Source organism: Enterococcus rivorum (genome assembly GCF_001742285.1).
Taxonomy (GTDB): Bacteria; Bacillota; Bacilli; order Lactobacillales; family Enterococcaceae; genus Enterococcus_L; species Enterococcus_L rivorum.
Map to the genome: position 1 here is coordinate 1 of NZ_MIEK01000005.1, position 22,876 is coordinate 22,876.

Here is a 22,876-nt window from a genome sequence, read left to right on the forward strand (position 1 = left end):
GAAAGGAAGAACATAGAATGGAAAGAGAGACAAGCATATTAAGTTGGATGATTTACACAGTTGTTATAGGCGGAATTATTTTCGCTGTAGCGAAAGTGACATTCCCAGGATTAACGAACCAAGTGTTTGAGTATTTACAAGGGTTACTCCCGTAACCACCAAAAAAAGAGCCAATGAAAGGAAGAACATAGAATGGAAAGAGAGACAAGCATATTAAGTTGGATGATTTACACAGTTGTTATAGGCGGAATTATTTTCGCTGTAGCGAAAGTGACATTCCCAGGATTAACGAACCAAGTGTTTGAGTATTTACAAGGGTTACTCCCGTAACCACCAAAAAAAGAGCCAATGAAAGGAAGAACATAGAATGGAAAGAGAGACAAGCATATTAAGTTGGATGATTTACACAGTTGTTATAGGCGGAATTATTTTTGCTGTAGCGAAAGTGACATTCCCAGGATTAACGAACCAAGTGTTTGAGTATTTACAAGGGTTACTCCCGTAAAATAGAAGACAAAGAAAGGAAAAGAAGCAGCGGGTGTTCCACTAACAGGAAAGGACACTCGCTCTTTTAGTAGAATCAGTATGAGACAAACAGATGAAAACAAGCATCAAGAACGAGGGCTGGTTGCATAGGAAAGAGGAAGGACAAGCGGAAACACGCATTTTATCGGTGCCGAACCGGTTTGTGACGCGGTATAAAGACTATCATGGTGACGGACAAGCACGGATCGGAACGATCGCGTATTTAGTCAAAGAACGACATGTCCATTTTCCTCAAACTTACCTGACATGTGCCCTGCACCGTGTGCAATATTTAGAGATCCAACATGGGGGTGGACGAATCCAACGGATACCCATTGGACGAATTGCCCATGATTTTCAAGAAGTAGACGGGGGACAAGAACCGTATTGGTTATTTATTCCACGTAAAAGTAAAAAGAAGAGGAGTGAATTTTTTTATGAGAAAAATAGTCACCTTATTAACCATCAGTACACTATGCCTTAGCATGAGTCCAATCAGCGGTTTTGCGATGGAGAGTGAGGCAGAAACAACCACAGAAACGAGCCTAGAAGCCACGGAAATAAGCAGTACAGAGACGATCCCTGAATCAACTGAAACAAGCAATACAGACACAAAACCTGAACCAGTAGTACCCACAGAGACAACGACTGAAAGCGTACCGGAAACAACGACTGAAAGTAGTCAAATAGAACAGCCACTAAATCAAATACCGCAAGACGTGCCAACGAAGTATCCTTCAGAAGAACAAGTAGTACCGGACGTTCAACGGTTAGATGGGGAAGCAATGCCTCTAAGAATAGAACGGAATCAAACGACAGAGGAATTTGTAAAAAAAGTTGGAAATGAAGCAAGAAAAGTTGCGGAAGAAAATGATTTATTTGCGTCAGTCATGATCGCACAAGCGATTTTGGAATCGGGTAGTGGGTCAAGTCGATTGAGTCAAGCGCCCAACCACAATTTATTTGGGATGAAAGGCGAATTCGAAGGGCAATCTGTCTCATTTACCACACAAGAAGACGATGGAACAGGAAACCTGTACACGATACAATCGTCTTTCCGCAAATACCCGTCTTTCACAGAGTCATTTCAAGATTACAGTGATCTTCTAAAACAGGGTGTAAGCTGGAATGAAATGATTTATCAAGGGACTTGGAAAAGTATTGCCGGTACGTATCAAAACGCCACAAAAAGTTTAACAGGCGTGTATGCCACAGACATTCATTATGACGAAAAACTGAACCAATTAATTGAAACGTATGGGTTAGCACGCTATGACTTTCCAGAAGCTGAAGACGGACAATTTACGAAACCGTTAGCAGAAGAAGCCCCTGTCACGTCTACTTTTGGTGGAGAAGACAATCATAGAGGGGTCGATTTTGCGACTAACGAAGGGACACCGATTCACGCAATGGCGGCTGGGACAGTCATTTTTGCACACTATCACGACTCATGGGGAAACTATGTCGCTATTCAACATTCAAACGGCTTAGTGAGTTTATACGCTCACCAATCAGCATTTGCAGTAAGTGTTGGCGATACTGTTATGCAAGGGCAAGTGATCGGCTTTGTTGGGTCAACAGGAAACAGTACAGGAAGTCATTTACATTTAGAAATTTGCCAAGACTCTACACTAACACCAGAAAAGCTTGTTGATCCTATGAGTGTGATATCCAATGGCTAAAAAAGTTTGCCGTCAAAAAGAGAAGTCAGTTAGAGAAAAACTTGCAGATTTTGGAAATGTGACTGAAGAAACACATCGATTGATTTGACAGACCCGTCTACAGTCATACCTATTTTATTTTTATTGGTTGGTTTGGTGTTTATTATATTGGATTTTCTGAACGATTAAAGACAATTGAAAAGTTGAAACGAGAAGGAGTGAACAGAAAAATGAATCTAAATAAAATGTCGAAGGATACGTTAAGTTGGGCGCAAGAAGTTGTGAAACAAACAGGACGTGAGTTGATTATTGTCAAATAAAAGAGTGGTCACACAGGAATATTGGCGGTTCAAAAGGTGGAGAAACAGTGACAGGTTATTCTGTCATGATTGAAGATATCAAGGAATACTTGAAAAAAAACGGCTGGTCAACGATTGAGGACATATTAGAGAATGTTCCTTCAGCAAGAGAGCATTATGCCAATCCTAAACCTAGTTTACGAGCAACATTGAGGGAAAAGTGGAATGAACATTGGGTAGAGTGTAAACGAGGTAAAGAATTTCGGACAATTCTCTATAAACTAAAATGAGGGGGAGTTAATTGTGAAAAAGGGAATCATGTTAGTTAGTACGGTGTTGGTCATAGTATTTGTATTATTTATGTTGGATTTCAATAAATATTATCCAGTGAGTGTTATTCTCCTTTGTCTTTCTCTTTTCAAGGTGATTGACTTTATTCAGTTGGAAGAATTGAGAGAAGACGGTAATAACAGTGTTTGCTATAATAAAAATAAGGAAAAACTATAGGAGGACAAAAAAATGAAATTAGTAGAACAAATCAAAGGGTTATCAAAATCAAAAAAAATATTACTTACAGCCGTTACAGTGCTTGCCGTAGGCGGAATCGGCGGTACAGTCTATGCTAACGAGCAATCTAAGCAAAAATTAGCAGAGGCCCAAGAAACTGTAAATAAGGCTACAGGTGAGTTAAAAGAGTTGAACAAGGATATTAACAAACTATTTGATAGTAAAGATCCTAATTTTCTTGTTAAAGGTGTTACAGAAGGTCAAGTGGACGAATTAAAATCAAAAACAGATCCGATTTTTATTGTAGCAGAAGAGAAAAATAAAAAAATTGATTTTTCTGAATACAACAGAGAAAAAATGTCTACAGTTGAATCTATGGATAAGCTAGAAACAGCCTTTAAAACACAATCAGCAATTAACAACCTTTACAAAAAAGATAAAGAGACATTAGCAATGAACGGATCAGATGTTAAAAAGGATTTACCAATTGTGGACGATTTAAAAACGGAAACGGTTGAGACTACGAAAAAGGAGTTCTTCAAACAAGATTCAAAAGTTCCCTATGAAAAAGTAGTCAATGAATTGATTTTAAATACAGAAAATCAATTGAAACAAATCGCTGTTGCTAAACAGGCAGTAGTTAAGGTGTTTAAAGACAACAAGGTTATTTCTACAGATAGTAAATTATACGATGCTGCTAAAGTAGAAACAGATAAAATTAAGAATGAAAAAGCGAAAAAAGAGCTTGCCGATCAGCTTACTAAAGTAAAAGCTGACATTGATAAAAAAGCAAAAGAAGCGGAAGAGAAGAAAAAAGCTGAAGAAGTAAAAAAAGTAGCGGAGCAAACAAAAGTAGCTGAACAAAATGTAGCACAACAAGCGCAAGGAAATGTGACAAATAACAACTCCGGTGCCACTGGTGGAAATGAATCAAATACAGGTGGTGGCTACCCAACAGATAACGCGACTGGTGGTGGCGGTAATCAAGGCGGTGGTTCAGGTAATACTGGTGGAGAGCCTTCTAACCCTAACGCAGGAGGTGGTTCAGGTAATACTGGTGGAGAGCCTTCTAACCCTAACGCAGGAGGTGGTGCTGGTGGAGGATCAGGGAATGAGTCTACTGGTGGTGGACAAGTAGCTCCTCCAACAAACCAACATGGTCCTCAATGTGAACAACCAGGATTGTATCCAAGTTATGCTGCTGCTCAGGCTGCAGGGTTTGATGCTGGTGCAAATAGAGTTCGTGTCAAAGCAGTGTATTGTGAACATGGGGTAATCGTAGGTTATACGTACGAAATAACAGGATAAAACAAATTTGAAGAAGTGAAAAGCTGAAAATGCTTTTCACTTCTTTTCTTTTAATTTTAACTCTAAGGAGGTACGAACGTGAAGAGACCAAGATCAAGAAGTCCGTCAAAAAGATGGACTTTTTCAATTCGCCTAAATACAAAACTAATTACGAAAACGGAAGGAAATGAAGAAATGCAAAAAAAAGGTAGTAATGTGTTTATGTTGATTGTCATGTTGTTAAATCTGTTGGTAATGCCGACTGTTACTTTTGCGGAATCAATAACGACGCCAAAGAATGAAAAAGAGACAACTATTGATGATTCTTCAGTTTTACAAAATACAGAATATGATGAAGCGCTCAAATTTTTTGATGGATATGAAAAGCGATTCGATATTTATGATTCTGAGTCTGCACGTGAAGAAGGTGCGAAAATTCAAAAGTACTCTAACATAATGAGTGCTAATAGTAACCAGTTTCTTAGAATGGCAAGAGCAGGTATTGTAATTGATGTTCCTGCGTGGACGAACATTCCTGATACTGATACTAGATGGACACGTATAGATGGTGCTTCTATTCAGGAATTTGGTTGGTATGGAAAACGATTCAACAATGAAGTCTCTTGGTGTATACAATTAGGAGTTCCTATGTCAGTGGGATTGAATGATAGTTACGTTCAAATTCTACGAAATGATGACTTTTTAGAAAAAGCTTCAATTATTGCTCTTTACGGATATCACAAACAGCCTAGTTTATTAAATGAGCTTCAAACACAAATGATGATATGGGAATTGCAAGGAAATAGGTTAGATGCTATTGTCATGGGTACGCCTAATTATCAAAATTTCAAAAATGAAGTAAATAGACAAGTAAACTGGTTCTACACTACTCCAAGTTTTCATAATAAAGAATTAACGTTAGATATTGACAAGCCAGTTACGATTACAGATACAACAGGAGCTTTTTCAAACTATAAGGCTAAAGCGCTTTTTAATACTGCAAATATTGATTACCAAAAATCAGGTAATCAAGTAACACTTACTGCGAGAAAAAATTCAGGAGAATCAGGAAAACTTACATTTGAGTATGACATTCCAGCTGACTATGAAGGTTCTCCAATTGTATTGGAAGCTCCTTGGACACAAAACAACATGGTTGGAAAAGTAAGTGATCCAACAAGAGTAAATATTCCTTATAAAGTTAATCTTCAGGGCGACTTTTTGATTCGTAAATTAGACGAAAAAACAGGTAAGCCGATTCCAGGAATGGAAATGCTGATTACTTATCCAGACGGATCTACTCAAAAAGCAATTACCGATAACAAAGGTGAATTTAAACCAAACGGAAAGTGGAATCAAGGAACAAATATCAAAGTAAAAGAAATTAAAGCCCCAGCTGGCTATGTGTCACATGGAGAAGAAAAAACAGTAACGATAGTTGCAAATGAAACAACGTCTGTAGTTTTCAAAAATCACACGCAAAAAGGTTTAATTAAAATCAACAAAACTAAAGAAGCCATTACTAGTGCAACAACAAAAGAAACAGAATTTGGGAAAGACTACGATTTTGTCACTGAACAAGTGAACACTGAAGGCGCTGAATTTGTAATTAAAAATATCAAAGACAAAATCACTGCTGATGGTACGCTACATTACAAAGACGGTGAAATTGTAGGAACTCTTACAACAGACAAAGACGGAAAAGCAGAATTACCAAATTTGGAACTAGGAACGTACGAATTGATTGAAACAAAAGCACCATCGGGTCAAGTGATCGATACAACAGCTTATCCATTTGAATTCAAATATGCTGGTCAAGAAATTGAAGTTGTGACAGCTGAACAGGATGTTAAGAATTTTATGCAAGAAATCGAGATTAGAACCCATAAATCAGAAGAAAAATTCACTAAATTTGAAGAAGAAAAAGCCCAGTACGAGATTGTTGAATCTGACAATAAAACGTTCGGGCTATTTTTAACGGAAGCTATGGTTGATGGGAACGGCACTGAAATTGCTCCAGCTGATGCGTTAATTGCTACAGCAAATACAGTAAAAGGGTTGTCAACAAGTAAAGAAAAAATTCCTGAAGGGAAATATTACATTCAAGAATTAAAAGTTGACGAGAATCATGTTTTAGATCCAACAAAACATGAATTTGAATTCGACTACAGTATGACTGGTGACAATGGTGTTTACACAATTGATATTTGGGGAAATAAAGTCGTTTTTGAAGGACAACCAGAAAATAGAATGGCAAATCTTCCAATTATTAATGACTACATTAAAGGTGGACTAGAGTTTACTAAATTTGATAGTAGCAACGGTGACACCTTAGCTCATGTAACGTTTGAACTTCTAAATGAACAAAAAGAAGTCATTATCACTAGAAAAACAGATGAAAATGGAAAAATTAAGCTAGAGAAAGACGAGCTACCAAAAGGTAAGTATTTCCTTCGAGAAAAACATGCTCTTGTAGGATATGTCCTTAATCAAAAGCTGATTCCATTTGAAATCAAGGAAAATGGCGAAATTGTTACACTTGAAATGAAAAATGATCGTGAAGTTACAAAAATTACAACTGGTAAAGATGGAAAAGACGGAAGAACAATTATTAAGACATTGCCACAAACAGGAACACAAGAAAAAGTTAGTATTACATTAGTAGGTCTTGTGATTTTAGCAAGTCTAGTTTGTTATGAATATTTTCGTCTTAAAAAAGCAAAAGAAACAATCTAAATATAAATGATAGAGCAGCCCGACTGATAACTTGCTGCTTTTTTTTTGGAAGGAGGAAACTGAATGCCAACATTATCACTGTTTATCACAGATTTTACGGGTCTATATGATAATCAAGATAATTTGATTGAGATTCAAATTCATAAAAAAGAGGCTCTGAAATTAGAGAGAAACAACCTGTTGAGACAAAATAACAAATACACATCGATTCGTGTGTTGGGAGTTGTAGGTGATCCAGTGATTCCTATTATTCAAGGAACAGGGAGATACAAAAAATTAGGTATATTTATGAGAAAGTCACAGCCGGCTCGTTCAAGTGTATATACTTTTAAAACAGCAAAAGGTATTACACGAAAAGACGTGGAAGCATGGAGAAAATACAAGAGAGGTGTATAAGAATGAATGGAAAACAGATATTTGAGCGTATTCAATACTTAGAACAACGTAACAGACAATTATTTTCTGAATTGGAACAAAAAAACACAGAGAATTTAATACTTCAAGATCACAACAAACAATTAATCTACACAACCAATCGTTCAGAAGCTAAAAAGAATAACGCACTTAGACAATTAAATCAAATCCAATTAGAAAATCAATTGCTTCAGAGTCATAACCAGCTACTTTCTCTGCAACTTAACCACAAAAAATCAGTATCAGTGTCGGTCCAAATTAAAAAGTCGCAGCTGTTAGCTATGTAAGGAGGAAAAAGTTCTTGAAAAAAACAATGACATTAATCACAGTTATGCTATTAGCGTTTCATTCTCTTCCAGTTATTAGTTATGCTTATGCAGCTGAACAAGAAGAAACGATACTAAGCACGTCAACAATCGAAGAATCAACCGAAACAACTACTAGCAGCAGTGAGTTACTCACAGAGCAATCTACAGAAAAAAGTACTGAAAGCATACCAGAAGCAACCACTGAAAGTAGCCACGTTGTAGAGCCAGAAAATCAAGCATCGCAAGAAGCAGTAACTAATTATCAGCCAGAAGAGCAAGTAGTATCAGATGTTCAAATGCAAGGAGTGGCCGATCCGTTGTCCACAAAAATTGAGCGAAATTTGACAACCGAAGAATTTGTAAAAAAAGTAGGCAATGAAGCTCGAAAGGTTGCTGCTGAAAATGATTTGTTTGCTTCAGTAATGATTGCCCAAGCCATATTGGAATCAGGAAGTGGCAGCAGTCAATTGAGTCAAGCACCCTATTATAATTTATTTGGGATTAAAGGCGAATTTGAAGGACAATCTGTCACATTTAACACACAAGAGGACGATGGGACAGGAAACCTGTACATGATTCAATCGTCTTTCCGACAATACCCATCATTTAAAGAATCATTTCAAGATTACAGCGATCTTTTAAAAGGCGGTGTTACGTGGAATGAAGCAATTTATCAAGGTACTTGGAAAAGTGTAGCAACTACTTATCAAAACGCCACACAGAGCCTAACAGGTGTGTATGCAAGTGATACAAAATACAACGAAAAACTCAATCAGTTGATTGAAACATATGAACTAACAAAATACGATTTTCCAGAAGCTGAAGTAATAGCTGAGGACGGACAATTTACTCAACCGTTAACAACAGAAGAACCAATTACAGATACGTTTGGTGGGGAAGATAATCATAGAGGTGTTGACTTTGCAGCAGCTGAAGGCACACCGATTCACGCCATGTCGGCTGGGACAATCATTTTTGCACAATATCACGACTCATGGGGAAATTATGTCGCTATTCAACATTCAAACGGTATAACGAGCTTGTACGCTCACCAGTCAATGATTTCGGTCAGTGTTGGCGATATTGTTACACAAGGACAAGTAATCGGCTTTGTTGGTTCTACAGGAAATAGTACCGGACCACACCTACATGTCGAAATCTGTCAAGATAGTTCTCTACTACCTGAGAAGCTTGTTGATCCGCTGATTTTTTTACATTGATAACAAGAAAGAGAAACGTTACGCAAAAGAAGTTAAATAAAAAAATACGAATCATTTGGAGGAATTAACATGAGCACAATGAAAAAAGCATTATTTTTACTAGTAGCATTTGTAGGCTGTTTGGCAGTTTTGGGATTAATGTTTTATTTGTACGTTGTGGTAAAAGATTATCGAATTACTTTAGCAATCACTATTCTGTTAGCAGGAGCACTACTAATTTTCAAAAGGCTGGACAAAAGAAAGTCTAAATATTAATAGGGGGTTGAATTAATGGACATATTAAAAAATATGACTAAAGCAAAGAAAGACGAAGTTAGGAAAAAAGTAAAGGAAATGATGGAAAAAGAGGGAATTGTCTATGAGGACTGGCTACTCAGCTTAGAGTTAGATTATTTACTTAACAATCTGAATGTATTATCACAAAAACAAGGAGGGCACCATCAATGAAATTTCACATGCTAAACCTATTAATCAGAAGCAACGTAATTTTAACAGCTGCAAACTCACCAGGAGATATATTCAAAAATATTATGACCGATTTTAAAACATGGCTACTCGCAGGAATGGGCATTTATGCTGCTGTACAATTCATTTTAGGTTGTATGGATTTTATGTCTAAAGAGCCACAGAAACACAGTGCTGGGAAAGATCACATGGTTCATGCAGGAATTGGACTGGTACTTGCATTTTCAGCCACTACAATAATGACCTACCTACAAACATCAACAGGTACTTGGTCAAATACTCCAGCAGCAATGGTTGAATTCAACTTGATGCTTCAATCAATAATGATGAAATAAGAAAGAGGGTTTCGTATGTTAACAATTCAATTTTCTGAAAACAAACGATTTCCTAAAAAGGCAGTTACCATTTATGAGGGAATTAAACTCTTGTATTCGGAAGAACAACGAATAATGGCAGCGAAATCTTCTGAATCAGTGAAAATTATGATAAAAGGTTCAACTGTTATTGATGAATTTTCGGCTTCTATTCCACTTGGTAAGGGGTATGGTCAAGAATTAATCTCTTATGTAGAGCAGGAACTATTATCAAACTATCCTGATAATCAAAATGAAATAGATCAGTTTGTTGAAGAGTTAGCCACTTCATTTGCCGACGGCCGAAATGGATCACCTATGCCTGATAACAACGTTAAAGAAAAGAAAGCTAAGAGTACATGGAATAGTAAAACAGTACTAGTAATTTTTCTAATAGCTTTCATTACAGTTATGGGAGGAATTTTATGGTTCACATTTGCTGGGAGGGAGTTCTCAAAAAAAGTGACACCTCCAGCTCAAACGGTGACTTCCCAATCGGCTGGAGAAAAACAAAACGATCCTTCAAAAAAAATAGTAGCTGCATTAGAAAAAAAATCAGCGATAGAAGTTGGTAACAAATTTCCAGAAGATCATGTTCTTATTGTTGAGTATTTGGTAGAAAAGAAGAAGTTTAAAGACCTAGAAACATTTCAAGATTCTTTCCCTACTGAAGAAGGAGCGTTCAATTTAGCCTTTTATCAAGAAGATTGGGAAAATGTCATAAAGCTTCAAACAACAAAGCTAACAAAGGAATATCAAGCAATGTTAGCTCATGCCTATATTAAATTACGGCAACCAATGGAAGCTGAGATATTGAATGAAACACTGAAGAGTGACACCCTAAAAAAAGAAATTTTAGAGACTTACAAAGTTAATGCTGTTTATAAAATCCGAGAGGGGAAAATTGACGATGCCCAAACCATCCAAAATAAGATCAAAGATTCTGATTTAGAAGAACTGATTGAAACAGCAAAAACATGTAAAGACATGATTTCATTTTTCATTAAAGAAAAAGATGCCGAAAATCAAAAAATTTGGACGAAAAGGTTAGAGAATTTAGGAGGAGAGTTTATTTCTAATGAAAATACAAAAAAAGATAACTAAAAAAAGCTTGTATGTTGCATTGGGGGTTTTAGTGTGCACAGGAGTAATTGCTACAGTAGCAATTGGCATGCAATCAGGCCAAGAGCAATCTCAGAGCTCAAAAGTTTCGACAGAAACTTCTAGTGATCGCACGTTTGAATCTTCAGACGACGCAATCAAGCTTCCAAAAAAGAAAAAAGATATAGCTAAGGATACATTAAAAAAATACGATGTTGATTCTAAGAAATCCCCCAAAAAAAGTACTAGTAATTCTACTGCTGAATTAACTTTGCAAGAATTGCGTGCTGTAGCAAGGGTTATTACGAAACAGAAAGAAGATCAACAAAAATTACTTACTAATCCAGGGTTACCAAAACCAACTGATCCAATAAAACCGAATAAACCAGAAAAACCGAATAAACCAGAAAAACCGAATAAACCAGAAAAACCTGTAGAACCACCAGTTGTTATTGAAAGTACACCTACAATAAATTATCAAGAAGGAATTGTGCTCGTTAAAAACTCTCTGTTTGATCCTTATAGATACATTCAAGTGAACGACACTTTAGATCCTAATGTATCAATTTACATCGATACAACAGGACTAAATATGAGTGAAGTTGGAAATCAATCCTTTATCGTAATTGCAACAAATAAATTTGGAAAATCAGCTGTAGCAAAAATTCCTGTTTTTGTTGCGTCAAAACCTGAAATCTATCTATCTGAAGATCCAATTCAACAAGTGATTGGTCATTCGTTCGATGCATTGGCATATATTCGAGCTGAGGACGAAATAGATGGGGATGTAACGGCCAATATTACTGTTCTTAATTCTACAGTTAACGTGGAAGTAGAAGGGGTTTATAGTGTCGATTACAGTGTTGTGAATAGCACAGGAATTCAAACAGTTGCTTCAGCAGCAGTTCAAGTTGTGAATGGGCCACCAGCAATTAACGTACCAACCGTTCATCATGAAATCAATCAAGCCTTTGATCCATTACTTGGCGTAACTGCAACATCATTTAATGGTACAACAATTCCTGTTACAACAGAGAACGTGCTAGAAAACACAGTCGATATTACTACAGAAGGAACGTATAAAGTAGTTTATCAAGTACAAGACCAATATGGGAAACAGTCAGAGAAAGTTGAACGTTCAGTAGTTGTTGAAAATGAAGCACCAGTTATTCATGGCACAAAAAATATAACAATACATGTTGGCTCTTCAATTACTGAAGCCGACTTGCTGAATGGTGTAACTGCAACAGATCGTGAAGACGACAAATTAGGGCTTCCGTTAGTGGTAAGCATTGATAAAGAATTATTTGCTGCAATCAACACAAATGAAGTTGGCCAGTATCCGTTGTCCTACAGCACTACTGATAGTATGGGAAAAACAACGACGAAAACAATAATTGTTCAAGTGGTGAATGACAAACCCGTTATTCATGGTGCAAATGATATTGAAATTGAATTAAGTAGTTCTTTTGATCCATTAGCAGGCGTGACAGTAACCGATACAGAAGACGGAGCTATTCCGACGAATCAGATTCAAGTCACGAACAATGTTAATACGAGTGTAGCAGGAGTGTATGACGTCATTTATCAAGTATCCGATCGTCAAGGTCAAATGACAACTTTAACTAGAAAAGTGACCGTTTTACCTAAAAAGGAGCAACAATTTGAAAGAGGATTTCAAGAAATCCTTATTGAAGAGCCTAAGTTTGTATCAGAAAAAAAAGTAGCCAATGAAGAAAGTCATAAAAAAAGTGAAGAGCTTACATTAAAATTAGAAACACCTTTAGAATTGGTTTTGGAAAAATAAGCAAACGCTAAGCAGCTAGATAGAAATTATCTAGCTACTTTTGTACATTACGACAGGAATTTAAGGAGAATAAGTGATGAATATTTTTACAAAATTTTACTATCTAGTAATCATACTATCAAGCTACATTATATATTTATCGGTTTCGACAAAGTTGTACTTTTTTTTATTTTGTCGAATAATGACTGGTTTTCAATTGCCAATACTAGCTTTTTTTGTTTTTTTAGCATTACTTGTTCTCATTGCTAATGTCGTTGTGTCTGGTTTATTAGTAATTTTACTTTTAATGAAAAAAAAAGATGATTGCAAAAAAAATAGGAAAATGGAGAGGAAGTATGACAACAAAAAATTGGAGAGAATTTAAGGTTAAACTTAAAACTCTAGAGTTTTGGACGGTGCAAGTTTTAAATGCTAGTTATATCTACAAAAAATTTAATTGGATTGTGCTAAGGGTAGGTTGCTGGCTAGGAGTGTTAGCAATTGGAAAGCAGTTTTTATTAACGTATGTTTCAAATCAAAAAGAAGCTGCTTTTGCTTTTTCAAAGTTGTTAGGTGTTTTCCCTGTATTTTTAAATGCTTTACTTACACTGTATCTTTTGCTTTTTAGTACAAAGGTTATGTTGAGAAATAGTTCATGGAAAAAGTATGGCAAAAAAATTTTGAAGTTGCTTTTATTTTGGGCGATTGCTTTAAAAGTTCAACTTTTAAACCCTCAAACGTATGCAGCAGTAACAGAATCAATCATTCCTATTAAAATGTTTGAAGGATTCTTCCCATACTTAGTTTCATTAGTTTTGCTGAGGATTAGTTTAAATAGTCTAGAACGTGTTATTGCCAATAGTTTTGATTTAGTAGGAGATCCTAACTCTCAAATATTGATTGTTTCAGAGCGTTGGAAACCGTATGTAAAATTAGAAGCCGTTGAAGCTGAAGGTCAGGCTCTTCCTGATGGAACATTTGCTACACAGAAGCAGTATGTCAGGGTGTCTTTAAAGTATTCTTTTGTAAAAATTCGAGTGCAGAAGAAATTTGTTTTATTCCCTCTTAGTGGAGGTATTTCTCTGAAAAATGATACTCATAAGTTGGTTTTAGCTAAAGGAGTAGGAGGACGCACTTCACAGTTGTTTCTTCCTTTTTTTAGTGAAGAGGAATTGCTTAGATATGAGGATTCTTATGGAATGAAGATCCATGAGAAGTTTATGAAAAATCCGAAAACTCTGTATGAAGAATTAAAAAATAGTAAAAGATGCATTGTTATCCTAGAAACAAAAGAGTGCAGAGCAGTTGCAAATCCAGATTTAACAATAAATTTAGATATTAGAAAAAATGCTGAAGACTCTGAAATAGAATTTTTGGTTAAATTTGCAAATAAATTACACAGAGAGCTACTGTCACTATATGAACTGGATAGGGAGGAATAATAATGGCTAAAATTTTTACTATCGATGCACAGGAGGCCCAAAGAAGCTTATTTCCTGAGTATTTAGAACTTGGTAAGGGCAGACTGGAGTATATGGAAAAACAACAATCTGACCTGAAAAAAAATATTATTACTCGTATTTCGAATAGAAAGAAAATACGAGAAAATCAAGAATATATTAATGGGTTGAGAGGGCACTTGGATGGGATGGAATCAAATCCAGAACTTTACTTGCATAAAACAACTGACTTGATTGCACCTTCTAAAGCAGAAGAAGCAATTGTATCTGCTCTTGTAAATCAAATTAATTTTGAGTTTAGAAACAAATTTCATACCTTAAGAGATGAACTTAAAGGAACTCATATGTTCGATTGGAAATCCGAAAGACTTGCTACTATTGAACGAGATTTATCAAACATGTCAACTGCTTGGTTTTTTAAAGCGAATGAATGTCCTTCTTTTAAAGACTCTGTAAGCATGGATCGCTGGGAAGCATATGTATTAGAAACAGAATATACTTTTAATCCAATAGATGGGATGAATTACAAAAACGAAGATTCAACATTTGAATATGATGTACAACAAATTGAAACCTATCTTAACACAATGGCCCACTATTTAGATTCGAGTGAAGGGAAATATCTATTTGAATTACAGAATTTCAGGGACAACATGTCTGCTGAAGTGTTGTTAAAGCTGAGTGACTTTATAGATGACCGTACAGATAAGTACAAAAAGAAAATAGAATATTTTTCTAAAGAGTACGGTGATCAAAAAGAGCTTGGCATACTTGTTGATAATTTAGCAAAACCATTTGTCATAGAAAAAGCACAAATCGGAATCTTGTTAGAAGAAGAAAATAGACTAAAAGCCGAAACATTGAGTAAGTCAACAGATTTAGAACGAATAAATGAATGGATTAAGTCATTGAAAGAGGCTAATTTGGTCTCAGGGGATGAATTGATTATTAAAGGGACAGTAAACGGTGGGTATATGGATGGTAAAATAGTAGATTTATCTATTCCTATTCATTCAATAGAACTAGGAACAAATGAAAATAATGAAGTAGGTATTCAGTATTCTTTTGACGACAATGTTGACTTGGTAGATCGTTGGGTCGGAAATGCTGAAGAATTTATGAATATGTTCAGAAATCAACCTGAATTTTATAAGAAATGGAATGAAATCGTTATTGCTGATATTGAAAAAGAACTAAGTGATCAAAAAATAGTAGAGGAACCAACTGTAAGTTATGCTTCAAATTACCACTTAGGAGGAGACTATGTATTAGTTGTTGATGGAGGACAGTATTTAGAAGGTGAGAATACTGTTAATATTCTCAAATGGGGAGAACCTTTTTCAGGAAGTAAAGCTAAGGTAGTAGCTGTTATTAGAGATTTAACCAAATCTGAAGCCAAAGAAATGATGTCAAATCCATTTGATGTTGATTTAGAATACAGCATAATTACAATAGGTGATTCTGGTGCTATTGAAAACATTCGTGGTTTTTCAGAAGTGTTAGTAACTTTAGGAGAGTTGTCTAATGATATGAGTATACCTGAAAACATAGCTTATAGTTTTGCTGAAGCAGGTAAGGATGATATAGCTAAAGATATACGTAAGAGTATTAATAAGCACATAGAACGTGTTGAAATTTCTAATCAACTTAGTCAAATGACAAAAGATCAACGGAAAGTCATTGAATTATCAATAGGTCAAGAATTTCGGTCAGAACAAATTGATAGAATAAATGAATATATCGCTGAAGAGAATGGGCTTCAAACTTTTTATGAAACGCAACAACAAGATACTTCTGGGTTCAGTGAGAGTATTTCAGATTTAGAAAATCAGCTCAAAGAGTTACAAGATGAACAAGAGAAGTCAGCTGAGACTCTTCAAAAAATTAAGGAAACACTGGAACCAGACCAAAAATATGAAGTGGAGTATTTAATTGATCATGTCCATTATGAACCATTAAATGAACTTATGGGACAAACGGCTGTGAGGGAAGATACTAGAGGTACAGAAGCTTCTGAGGACTTACAGCAGCTTGCTAAAGAAAGAGCACAAAAAATCCGTGAAAGTAAAGAGGTCAAGGAAGCAAGATCAAACCTATCTCCAGATAAACAAAATTTCTTATCATTCTTTGATTCATTAACAAGTGAAGAAAAAACGTTGTTTAGAGCACTCAATGACAGCAAACTAGAATATACTTTCTTTCAGGAAGATCCAATCATGTATGCTCTCGAAGATAATGGATCTTCTAAAGAAGAAGAGTATATGCAATTAAAAAATACTGTTTCTAGTGAACGAATCAATGAGATAGAACAATATTTTGAAGATACTGTAGGATATGCTTATCAATGGTCGGATAAAGAACTGACTGTTCATGATATTCATTCGCTTGTTGGGAGTAATGAAGGTAGTGAATTTACCAATGAAGTAAAAACCGAATTAAACAATCAAAGAGTTGATGTGGAAGAACGAACACAGGACTCTTTTTTTGATGAAAAGGAACAAGTGATTGAAATGTATTCTAAGTTTTTGGAAGGAACAAGACTAAGCTATGAGGATCGGTCGATTATAACGTCTTTTGATCAAAAAGTTTCTTCCTTTGAACAAATGCAAATGAGGCTAGAGACAATTGGAAAAATAAAAATCGAAAATCCACATATTGATCTTTCTATAAAAGAAGCTGCATTAGAAGGGACAAGAGGTGAGGAAGCAGAAATGAATGCAATAACCTCTGCTGAATATTTTGAATTGTCAAAAAACGAACGTGCAGAACCCTTCTTACAAGAAAAAAATTATACTAAAGAACCTGTTTTTTCTTCTGTTCAGGATGCTAGAAATTGGATATTTGAGCAACAGGTTACTTACATGCAAGAATGGTTATCTGTTCAAGATAGCAGTCTTTTTGGGGAACATGAACAGGAAGTTATCGACAGTTTAGAGGTAGAGTTTAAAAACGGTCGGACACAAATGAAACTTTTATATATCGATGATCGATATAAGTTGCCTGTCACATCTAATTCAGTTGAGCAAATTCTTGAAAATATTTTTAAGAATGCCCCCACGTTGGTGTCTAATGCAATGGACTTTGTGAATGAAAAATCTTTGACATTTGAGAACAACGTTCTTGATAGCCTAGCTACTTTGTATGAACTAAAGGACGATATGGCTTTTACATCAGAAAATTATGCGAAAATATTTGGTTATCCAAGTATTAGTCATGAACGGGATATTTTAAAAAATATCAGACAACAACGATCAGAACAATTGTTTGATTGGGTGTATAATGAGACTTATCCATTAGGTACTACGATAGAATACAGACATGACCGCCTACTAACTCTTGATAAGAAGATAGTAGACGGTCATCAATTCTTTTTAGCCGACGAAAACACTGAGCTAATGATTCGCTCGTCGCCTAAAAGTGAGAATAACTTTGAATGTTGGACATTCACTGATGCTGGTAACTGTGAGACATTCTCTTTTCCAGGTTCAAAAATAGCAGCGGAATATTTAAGTCATTTAAATGCTGCTCCATGCTCATTAGGCAGCATGGATCTATTAGCCAAATTTATGAATAATGATCGTAGTCAGGAGCTAAATAAGCATTTGGTTCAAAACCAAGTAATGAGAGAAACATACCGAGAAGAAACTGGACGGTCAATGTAGCGAGGAGTGTGCAAACGTGTTTATCTCTAAATTAAAAAAATATTTCGCTAAGGCAGACCAACCTTTAGCAAAACGAGTTTTAATGGGAATTGTCATTGTTGTTGCTACGCTTTTCGCTAATTTGATTACTTCAGCTTTTTACAATATTTTTGTTGCGCTACCTGAAGGAATGCCAACAACCTCTATGTTAGGATTTCATATGATTCGGTATTCTTTTACGTATGTAATCATTTATGGACTATCTGTTGGAATCTATTATTTTTTGTGGCTAAAAATAAAGATAAGCTACGAACCAATCGAAGAAGGAAAAAAAGCGACAAGCCGTTTCACAACATTGGATGAATTGATAGCACAATACAAACAAGTACCATTAAAATCAAACAACTCTGAAGAAACGTATGAAGGTTTAAGCGGAACAATCGTGGCTCGTCACAAAGATAAATTGTTTATAGACACAGATCCAGCTCATAACTTTACACTTGGCCGTTCACGTTCTGCTAAAGGTCAAACAAAAGTGTTACCCGACATGGATGTTTATTCACGCTCTGAAGAAAAACCACATTTGGTTATTGCTTCAGGTAAATATGAATTAGCTGTTGCTGCAATTCCAGAATATATCCGACGTGGTTATGAACCTTCAGTACTGAATCTGATTCATTTAGAACGTTCCTTCATGTACAACTGTGTGGATCTTGTAAAGCAAGCATATTTGGAGAAAGATATCGATAATGCAATTGAGCTTTGTAAAACCTTCTCTTATCCGTTGTATCACAATGATGAAGCAAAAGAACCCGTTTGGGAGGAAACCGCAATGGCCTTGGTCAATGCGGTTATTTTGGCTCTTTGTTATGAATTTATTGAAAAGAGTGATAGTCCAAAAGAAACAGAAAAATATGTTTCAATGTACGCTGTTTCTAACATGCTAGTTGAGCTTGGAACACCAGACGAAAGTGGCGATACATTGCTGGATCGCTATTTTGATAGTTTACCTCCTGGTAATCCAGCTAAAATGGAATATTCAACTGTTAAATACGCTGAAGGTCAAATGAGATCGTCTATTTTTGCAACAACACAAGCAAAACTTAGAAACTTTATTGCACCGAAAGTAGCCAAAATGATGAGCAAATCAACGTTTGATTTTAGACGTTGTACAAAAGATTCTACAGTCATTGACATGACAGCTGAAGTAGAAATTCATGGGATAGTAAACACTGAGATACCAGGTGAATACACTTTATCTTATGAAATTACAAATGAGTTTGGGGATTTAATTACCTGTAAGAGACAGATTTCTGTTGTAGAACAACAAGAATACAGCTCTTATCCAAATAAAAACGAATACTTTACTGGTGTTGATGATTTAATTATGCCTGTAAATAGTAAATTTGATCCACGAGAAGGAATGAAATGTCTTTACTATTACAAACCACAAGCGGTTTTCTTAGTTCTTCCAGATTACATTCAAACGAACTATATTATTGCATCAACTTGGATCTCCCAGTTATATCATGTGCTGAGTGAATTTGCTAGTAATTGTCCAGGAGATAAATTGCTAAAAAGAATTCGGATCATTTTGGATGAATTCGGGAACTTACCAGGGTTTAGTAATATGTCTTCGATGTTGAGTGTAGGGGCAGGTCGTGGGATATTATTTGATTTCTATGTCCAACATCCTCACCAGCTTCATGATAAGTATGGTGAAAAGGTTGGAGAAATGATTGAAGATGAAGCAATGAATTATTTCTTACTTATGACCCGTTCTCAAAAGGCTAGGGAAGACTTTTCAGCTCTGCTGGGTAAGAAAGAGATCACGGTACAAAGTCGCTCAGGGGGCGTTTTTGATATTAATAAACAGGTTACTGAAACTTTGGACGTTCGGCCTTTATTAGAAGATTATGAACTTGGTCGATTAGAAGAAGGGGAGGTTGTGGTGGATCGTTCGATTCACAGACAAGATTTAAAAGGAAACCCAGTTGTTCCATACCCTATTTTCAATACAGGAGAAGACGGGAAGTTAATGTATGCTCATAAATACTTAACAGATCAATTTGATCCTGGAGGAAGTTGGCAGGATTTAGGGTTACCTTATGTGCCAGACATTCCACTTGAACAGTATTCAAGAAACTTTGTAGAGAGAATAAAGAGTCCTCTTTCAATGCAAGATAACGAAAAAATGAACGATTTAAAGAGAAAGGAGCTGCAAGAAATAATGAATGAACCTGAAGCAGCATTAGATAACGTGTATGAAGGAGTAGGAGGAAATGAGATTGCAACGGATTTAGAGAAAATAGATACCGTCTACTTACCTGGTGAAAGAAAACAGTTGGTTGAAGTATATGGACCAGGTCATTTAGTGACAATACACCAAACGCTCGTAAAAGATAAACCTGAAAATGAGCATTTAATTGACGAGTTTGATTATTACGATCAATATTTTTCTTATTTACAAAAAGAAGAGAATAAGAAAGTTTTAGAAAGTTTACAATTCTTGGGGTATTTCACCGAAAAACAGTAGGAGGAGCCAATGGATGACTTAATTAAAGTTTATGATAAATTTTCAGAGTATTTAAGTGTAACGAATATATTAGTCTGGTTGTGGCGCAAATTTGCATGGGCTTGTATTCGAGGAGTTAAAGGAATCGTTGATGCCTTTGAATCGCTTTTAGATGCTGTCTACAAAATGGTTGATTTCATTGAGTCAGATCAGTTAAAGTCATTTGTTGAAGACAATAGAGTAGCCATTTTTAGTATCGGAGCAGTGTGTATTTTATTATTTTGCATTTCTTATATGCAAAATTCAAAAAAGACATCGATGAAATCATTACTAAATAATATCTTGTTAGGTGTGGGCGTTATTGTCGTCGGATTGACATTAACGTATACCTTAACAAATGGAGCATTTAAAGTTGCTAAAAGTATTTACGGAGAAGACTCCACAACTGCGGATCAAATTATTAAAGCGAATATCTATGATGTGACAACATTTGATTCGTTCAATTGGGAAAGTACTAAAAAGGTAAAATCTATTGATTATGACGCTACTTCACTGCGATTAATGGATATAACAGCAGAGGTGAAGCCGAAAGAAATAAAATCAGATAATCCTATTACAAAAGAAATATTTAATAAAAAAGTTTTTATTACTATAGATGGAGAAGCCACAGTTGTACCTTTAGATCGGGGCATGTTTAAAATGGATGAAAGCTATTACAGGTATTCATGGCACCCGTGGATTATTGTTTTTCAGTTGATTACAACAGGAATTGTTCTTCTGGCCGCAAGTTTTAAATATACGAAATGTATCTATAATTCAGCTTACAACGGCATGATTGCTCCATTCTTTAGTTTTAGTGATCTCATTGAATCGTCGAAAGTGATGAAGGTAATAACAGGAATAGTCAATACGTCGATTAACATTGTGATGTTTGCTGTTTCTTTAAAGCTTTATCGAATGTTATCGGCCTACACTGGAACGATTGATATTAATAAGATTCAACAAATTTTTATCCAGTTTTTCTTAGCATTAATTGTTGTTGAAGGGCCGTATATTATTCAAGAAATTACTGGACAAGACGGTGGTGTACGTTCAGAGGCAAAAGCAATTGGGGCCTCTGCTATTGGTGCAGCATTTGCAGGTAAAAAATTAGGGAAAGGGCTAAAAAACTCTTTTGATTCTGCTAAAGACAAAATCAAAAAAGGTGCGAACTTTGCCGCTGGTATCGGTGCAGGTGCAATGGATCATTTTGGAAAAGATACACTTGAAGACGAAATGACAGCAGAAAAAAATAATGATAATCAACCAACAAATGCAACAGCTGACCCAAATAAAGAAATGAGTGATCAGGAACGAGAATCATTCAATCAATCTGTTAAGGACGAATTGCAAGGTACTGAAGGCGATTCTCTTTCTAATAAATCAGCAGATAGTGAAGATAGTTCCAATTTAAATCAAGATGGAATTGATTCCGTAGACCCAGGGCAAGGATTGACAGCTCCAAAACCACCATCAGGATTGGAGGGCATTTCAGCTACGGCACCATTATTAGAGAAAGAAATGGAAGAGGCTACTGAAAATGGTTCGATTCCTGGTGTTTCTGCAATTGGCTCACAGTCAGCTATTCCACAAGGCGCAATGGCAAAAGCTTCACCACTTAGCCAAGAAATTGGTGCTGCAATGAATTCAATGGCAACCACGAGAGGGAATAGCGTTGGAATGGCTAGTCAGGCTGCGATTCAAACTGCTTTAAGTTCTCCTAGTGGTTCGACTAACGGAATGTCTGCTCAAATGCCTGAAGCAATCAAAGCGATGTCAGGATTCCAAGAATTGAAGCAAGGCGGATTTATGGCTCCATTAAGCAATCCATCGTCAGCAAGGTTGGCGAAAATACTTTCTGTTCCAGCAATGGCACCTATAAGTCAAATGCCTACCAGCTTTACTCAACAAGCAATTGGTGGTGGTGGGTTCACTGGAAGTATAGCACCAACCATGTTGAATGCAAGTGTTCCAGCGGCGATTCAATCATTGCCAGGTGTACAACAGTTTAAACAAGATTTGGCAAACTCAGGTCAACCACTTACTAAGGATACGTTATCAGATGTAATCAGTAATAAGTGGGCGGATCGTCAAATTAAAAAAGCGGAAGAAAGAAAAGTGTACCAAAGCTATAAACAATTAGGTAAGAACACTTCAAAGAAAGCTTTAGAAGATTTTGTACCTAGAAAAGATAGGGAGGGTAACTAATGAGTCAAAAATTAGAGAACGTTGAGAGTATTAGACCTAAACGTGAGATTAAGGGTTGGCTTTCACTACCAGACTTCATATTTATTATTGTGGTGACAGTGATTAGTTTTTTCATAAGAGGAATCGTTTTTCCTCTTTTTGAGATACCTTTTGTCATTTTCACTTTTCTAAATGCTGTTTTTCTAGTGAAGCCACCAAAAGAAAATCCAAAACAAAAAAATTACAATATGCTTTGGTTGATTTTAAGGAGATACTTTTTTAAAGAGTATCTTCCTTTTCGATCAATTGACGTTCGTGAGTTCAAATAATATCAATAGGGTAGCAAAATAAAATTAAAAATCAGGAGGCAAT

21 protein-coding genes are annotated in these 22,876 nt (G+C 35.8%); all 21 read left to right on the forward strand.

Translation table 11 applies throughout. The features are described 5' to 3' along the window. Positions 1–192: 192 nt before the first annotated feature. On the forward strand, positions 193–330 hold the full coding sequence (locus BCR26_RS18445) for a hypothetical protein (protein WP_169818848.1): 138 nt from the start codon (positions 193–195) through the stop codon (positions 328–330). A gap of 37 nt (positions 331–367) precedes the next feature. Further along, complete coding sequence (locus BCR26_RS18450) at positions 368–505, forward strand: hypothetical protein (protein WP_169818848.1); 138 nt, start codon at positions 368–370, stop codon at positions 503–505. A 123-nt stretch (positions 506–628) separates the two neighbouring features. Beyond that, positions 629–1,009 (forward strand): hypothetical protein, encoded by a 381-nt coding sequence (locus tag BCR26_RS02535; protein ID WP_139124858.1) that lies wholly within the window; start codon positions 629–631, stop codon positions 1,007–1,009. Further along, positions 963–2,207, forward strand: coding sequence for a glucosaminidase domain-containing protein (locus BCR26_RS02540; protein ID WP_069697400.1), 1,245 nt, complete (start codon positions 963–965; stop codon positions 2,205–2,207). The genes BCR26_RS02535 and BCR26_RS02540 overlap by 47 nt, the downstream gene beginning before the upstream one ends. Positions 2,208–2,553: 346 nt before the next feature. Next, positions 2,554–2,775 carry a hypothetical protein gene (locus tag BCR26_RS02545; protein ID WP_069697401.1) on the forward strand — a complete coding sequence of 74 codons (222 nt, stop codon included), beginning with the start codon at positions 2,554–2,556 and terminating at the stop codon, positions 2,773–2,775. A gap of 13 nt (positions 2,776–2,788) precedes the next feature. Further along, complete coding sequence (locus BCR26_RS02550) at positions 2,789–2,992, forward strand: hypothetical protein (protein WP_069697402.1); 204 nt, start codon at positions 2,789–2,791, stop codon at positions 2,990–2,992. Positions 2,993–3,004: 12 nt separating this feature from the next. Continuing rightward, positions 3,005–4,300 (forward strand): hypothetical protein, encoded by a 1,296-nt coding sequence (locus BCR26_RS02555; RefSeq protein ID WP_069697403.1) that lies wholly within the window; start codon positions 3,005–3,007, stop codon positions 4,298–4,300. Between the two features lie 78 nt (positions 4,301–4,378). Continuing rightward, complete coding sequence (locus BCR26_RS02560) at positions 4,379–7,015, forward strand: MSCRAMM family protein (protein ID WP_069697404.1); 2,637 nt, start codon at positions 4,379–4,381, stop codon at positions 7,013–7,015. A gap of 63 nt (positions 7,016–7,078) precedes the next feature. Continuing rightward, positions 7,079–7,411: a hypothetical protein gene (locus BCR26_RS02565; RefSeq protein WP_069697405.1), complete on the forward strand. Its 333-nt coding sequence runs from the start codon at positions 7,079–7,081 to the stop codon at positions 7,409–7,411. A 2-nt stretch (positions 7,412–7,413) separates the two neighbouring features. Further along, positions 7,414–7,716, forward strand: a complete 303-nt coding sequence (locus BCR26_RS02570; protein WP_069697406.1) for a hypothetical protein — start codon at positions 7,414–7,416, stop codon at positions 7,714–7,716. A 14-nt stretch (positions 7,717–7,730) separates the two neighbouring features. Then, on the forward strand, positions 7,731–8,957 hold the full coding sequence (locus BCR26_RS02575; RefSeq protein WP_069697407.1) for a M23 family metallopeptidase: 1,227 nt from the start codon (positions 7,731–7,733) through the stop codon (positions 8,955–8,957). Positions 8,958–9,026: 69 nt separating this feature from the next. Continuing rightward, positions 9,027–9,212 (forward strand): hypothetical protein, encoded by a 186-nt coding sequence (locus tag BCR26_RS02580; protein WP_069697408.1) that lies wholly within the window; start codon positions 9,027–9,029, stop codon positions 9,210–9,212. Between the two features lie 15 nt (positions 9,213–9,227). After that, entirely contained in the window at positions 9,228–9,404 is a 177-nt protein-coding gene (locus BCR26_RS18455) for a hypothetical protein (protein WP_169818849.1), read from the forward strand. Further along, positions 9,401–9,757, forward strand: coding sequence for a pilin (locus BCR26_RS02585; RefSeq protein ID WP_069697409.1), 357 nt, complete (start codon positions 9,401–9,403; stop codon positions 9,755–9,757). The genes BCR26_RS18455 and BCR26_RS02585 overlap by 4 nt, the downstream gene beginning before the upstream one ends. 15 nt (positions 9,758–9,772) lie before the next feature. Continuing rightward, positions 9,773–10,879 (forward strand): hypothetical protein, encoded by a 1,107-nt coding sequence (locus BCR26_RS02590; protein ID WP_069697410.1) that lies wholly within the window; start codon positions 9,773–9,775, stop codon positions 10,877–10,879. Next, the gene (locus BCR26_RS02595) at positions 10,854–12,683 is read left to right on the forward strand and encodes an immunoglobulin-like domain-containing protein (protein WP_069697411.1); all 1,830 of its coding nucleotides are present in this window, start codon (positions 10,854–10,856) and stop codon (positions 12,681–12,683) included. The genes BCR26_RS02590 and BCR26_RS02595 overlap by 26 nt, the downstream gene beginning before the upstream one ends. A 335-nt stretch (positions 12,684–13,018) precedes the next feature. Beyond that, positions 13,019–14,104, forward strand: a complete 1,086-nt coding sequence (locus BCR26_RS02605; RefSeq protein WP_069697413.1) for a hypothetical protein — start codon at positions 13,019–13,021, stop codon at positions 14,102–14,104. A 2-nt stretch (positions 14,105–14,106) separates the two neighbouring features. Further along, positions 14,107–17,784, forward strand: a complete 3,678-nt coding sequence (locus BCR26_RS02610; RefSeq protein ID WP_069697414.1) for a hypothetical protein — start codon at positions 14,107–14,109, stop codon at positions 17,782–17,784. A gap of 16 nt (positions 17,785–17,800) precedes the next feature. Beyond that, positions 17,801–20,299 carry a VirD4-like conjugal transfer protein, CD1115 family gene (locus tag BCR26_RS02615; protein ID WP_245676901.1) on the forward strand — a complete coding sequence of 833 codons (2,499 nt, stop codon included), beginning with the start codon at positions 17,801–17,803 and terminating at the stop codon, positions 20,297–20,299. A gap of 9 nt (positions 20,300–20,308) precedes the next feature. After that, positions 20,309–22,525: a pLS20_p028 family conjugation system transmembrane protein gene (locus BCR26_RS02620; RefSeq protein WP_069697416.1), complete on the forward strand. Its 2,217-nt coding sequence runs from the start codon at positions 20,309–20,311 to the stop codon at positions 22,523–22,525. Continuing rightward, a complete protein-coding gene (locus tag BCR26_RS02625; RefSeq protein WP_069697417.1) occupies positions 22,525–22,833 on the forward strand; it encodes a DUF5592 family protein in 309 nt (102 codons plus the stop codon). Before BCR26_RS02620 ends, BCR26_RS02625 begins: the two co-directional genes overlap by 1 nt. Positions 22,834–22,876: the final 43 nt, after the last annotated feature.

What these genes read in the sequence shown, in the direction of transcription:
- BCR26_RS18445 (WP_169818848.1), top strand. Translation starts at nt 193, where the DNA reads ATGGAAAGAGAGACAAGCATATTAAGTTGGATGATTTACACAGTTGTT.
- BCR26_RS18450 (WP_169818848.1), top strand. Translation starts at nt 368, where the DNA reads ATGGAAAGAGAGACAAGCATATTAAGTTGGATGATTTACACAGTTGTT.
- BCR26_RS02540 (WP_069697400.1), top strand. Translation starts at nt 963, where the DNA reads ATGAGAAAAATAGTCACCTTATTAACCATCAGTACACTATGCCTTAGC.
- BCR26_RS02555 (WP_069697403.1), top strand. Translation starts at nt 3,005, where the DNA reads ATGAAATTAGTAGAACAAATCAAAGGGTTATCAAAATCAAAAAAAATA.
- BCR26_RS02565 (WP_069697405.1), top strand. Translation starts at nt 7,079, where the DNA reads ATGCCAACATTATCACTGTTTATCACAGATTTTACGGGTCTATATGAT.
- BCR26_RS02570 (WP_069697406.1), top strand. Translation starts at nt 7,414, where the DNA reads ATGAATGGAAAACAGATATTTGAGCGTATTCAATACTTAGAACAACGT.
- BCR26_RS02580 (WP_069697408.1), top strand. Translation starts at nt 9,027, where the DNA reads ATGAGCACAATGAAAAAAGCATTATTTTTACTAGTAGCATTTGTAGGC.
- BCR26_RS18455 (WP_169818849.1), top strand. Translation starts at nt 9,228, where the DNA reads ATGGACATATTAAAAAATATGACTAAAGCAAAGAAAGACGAAGTTAGG.
- BCR26_RS02585 (WP_069697409.1), top strand. Translation starts at nt 9,401, where the DNA reads ATGAAATTTCACATGCTAAACCTATTAATCAGAAGCAACGTAATTTTA.
- BCR26_RS02590 (WP_069697410.1), top strand. Translation starts at nt 9,773, where the DNA reads ATGTTAACAATTCAATTTTCTGAAAACAAACGATTTCCTAAAAAGGCA.
- BCR26_RS02595 (WP_069697411.1), top strand. Translation starts at nt 10,854, where the DNA reads ATGAAAATACAAAAAAAGATAACTAAAAAAAGCTTGTATGTTGCATTG.
- BCR26_RS02605 (WP_069697413.1), top strand. Translation starts at nt 13,019, where the DNA reads ATGACAACAAAAAATTGGAGAGAATTTAAGGTTAAACTTAAAACTCTA.
- BCR26_RS02610 (WP_069697414.1), top strand. Translation starts at nt 14,107, where the DNA reads ATGGCTAAAATTTTTACTATCGATGCACAGGAGGCCCAAAGAAGCTTA.
- BCR26_RS02620 (WP_069697416.1), top strand. Translation starts at nt 20,309, where the DNA reads ATGGATGACTTAATTAAAGTTTATGATAAATTTTCAGAGTATTTAAGT.
- BCR26_RS02625 (WP_069697417.1), top strand. Translation starts at nt 22,525, where the DNA reads ATGAGTCAAAAATTAGAGAACGTTGAGAGTATTAGACCTAAACGTGAG.